Source organism: Bacteroides fluxus YIT 12057 (assembly GCF_000195635.1).
Lineage (GTDB): Bacteria > Bacteroidota > Bacteroidia > Bacteroidales > Bacteroidaceae > Bacteroides > Bacteroides fluxus.
Genome location: NZ_GL882654.1, coordinates 13,632 through 15,782 on the forward strand (window position 1 = coordinate 13,632; position 2,151 = coordinate 15,782).

General features: G+C 52.5%; 2 protein-coding genes. Both read right to left on the reverse strand.

Annotated features, from left to right (window positions below; genetic code table 11):
* Positions 1 to 1,027, reverse strand: a 1,027-nt coding sequence (locus tag HMPREF9446_RS11660) for a fimbrillin family protein (RefSeq protein WP_148345801.1), incomplete at its 3' end; no start/stop codon positions are given.
* 82 nt (positions 1,028 to 1,109) lie between these two features.
* A partial coding sequence (locus HMPREF9446_RS11665) for a hypothetical protein (RefSeq protein WP_039969279.1) occupies positions 1,110 to 2,151 on the reverse strand: 1,042 nt, incomplete at its 5' end.

A 2,151-nucleotide genomic window follows, 5' to 3' on the forward strand; every position in this document is an offset into this window, starting at 1 on the left:
TGCAGGTTACCGCTTCGGTAAGGGAGGCATCTCCCGGAATCAGATAACCTTCGTTGTTATCGTTCTTGCAATAAAAATCACCCACTTGAGCATTAGCAAAGGCATAAGCGCCAATATCCTTCAAAGTAGGAGCTAATGTATGACGGTTATTGGCAGCCAAAGCGGTTTCCGGCATCGTTCCGCCATACGTTTTTGCCTTGTAGCTACAAAACCAACGGGCATCCGTCGTTTGCGGAGAAACGATGATCCGGTAGCTGCCGTCGTCTGCACGGTAAGGGAGAAGAGGTTCGGTGCCGATGGTGAAACTTACATCATCCACAGAAGAAGGGATATAGCTGGTTTCCGCTCCATCTATTTTGCATGTTACCGAAGGCGACAGGGAAAGGGAGGAATAGGCGTGGGTAAACTCTATTTCGAGTGTCTTCAACGGAACGCTGCCCGTGCCATTACTCCACACCAGCAGGTCGGAGGCACGGTAGGCATCTTCGGTACGCTGGTCGTAGCGGGGCGGGAATTTGGCTTTCAGGGCGGCAGGGATGTCTGCGCCGGTTATGCCGTCCGCTTCCGGGCTGTATGGGAAGTAGGCGAAATATTTTATATTCGTGGCTTTGTTGTCGTAATAGAGGGCCGTTTTGCCTTCGCCGTTGGCGTTGTCGAAGCTCCATGCGCTGCCGTTGTATTTATAAGGTATATTGTCGGACAGCATATTGCCACTACCGTCCAGCACGGTGATGCCGATGCGGTCGCCGCTCTCGAAAGTGGTGACGGCGCCGTTGTCGGTGGCACGGGTGGCGGCGTTGTTGCCGTCGATGCTGTTGTTGCTGCCGGCATTGCTGCGGGTGGCGGCGGAGGTGAAGTCGCTTGCGCTGACTTCTATACGGAGGGCGGCAGACGCAGTGTTGTCACCGTCACCGCCCGGCAGGGCATCGTCCTCGGGGCTGCAGGCAGTAAGTAGCAACAGCGACAGGAAGGTTCCCAGGCTATGCGTGAAGAACCGGGAAAAAGAGTTGTATTCGGATAAGTACATATCGTTTTTGTTTTTCGACCCGCAAGCGGGTAATTCGTTTAAATAGATAAATTAACGGCTACGCCGTAATAGATAAATAAGATCAGAAAGCAAAGGAACACCGCACCCTATTGTTGCTGTAGTCCTTATAGTTGTAGTTCAAGTATAGGTAGTCATCGCTGTAGAAGCGCACGTTGCAGGCGCTGTAGCCACTGTACTCCGAACTCGACCAAAAGTAAGTATTCCTACTGAATGGCGTTGCACCGCTGATTTTCTGCAAATACGTATTCATGTTAGCCACGGCTATTGGGGCGGCATCGGGTATAGAGGTAAAAGGATCCGTTTTATCCTGATAACGGGTCAAGTCTATCCCGCCCAAATTGGACAGAATATCCCACCACTGACCCATACTCGGGAGGAACCAACCGGTGGTTTTCTCGGGGGCGGCGTATTTCCCGGTGCTGCTCTCTGCCGTACCGTAACGGCTGGCATGGTAAAAGGCGGTATAGGTATCCGGCAAAGCAGTACCATCGTTTCCGTAGGTGTCGATTATCCAATGCGTTTCGGCGTAACCGTCCACATTATTATACTGCTTCTGCAATGTGGTGGTGTTCGCTTTAAAAGGTGCTCCATCAGCGCCGCCGCTGTTTTCATCTTTACTGGATTCTCCCCACCGGCAACCCTCGGAGGCATCGGTGAGTGCCATGACAAGACCGTGAGGGGTACTTACGTCTTTTTTCTTCAAGGCCTGTTTGGCCGCCGTACCGATACGACTGACGTCGGTACTGTAAACGATGCCGATGCAGGTTACCGCTTCGGTAAGGGAGGCATCTCCTGGAATCAGATAACCTTCTCCACTACTATTCTTGCAATAAAAATCACCCACCCGGGCATCTGCCAATGAATATTCGATTAAGAGGTCGCTTTTCAATGTATAGGTGGTGCCATCGGCTACCTCGTAAAGTCCTTTTATACCGATACGCGCACCGATGATGGTGACGGCGTTCCCGCCCAACAAGGTGTAAGAGCCGTTGCCATCATCGGTTAAAGAGCCGCCGGAACCGGGAGCTGCCTTTATCGTCACGCCTTCGGGGGCGGTGATGCGATAAGTGACGGCGACATCGGGATCGGTGTCGATGGATGTG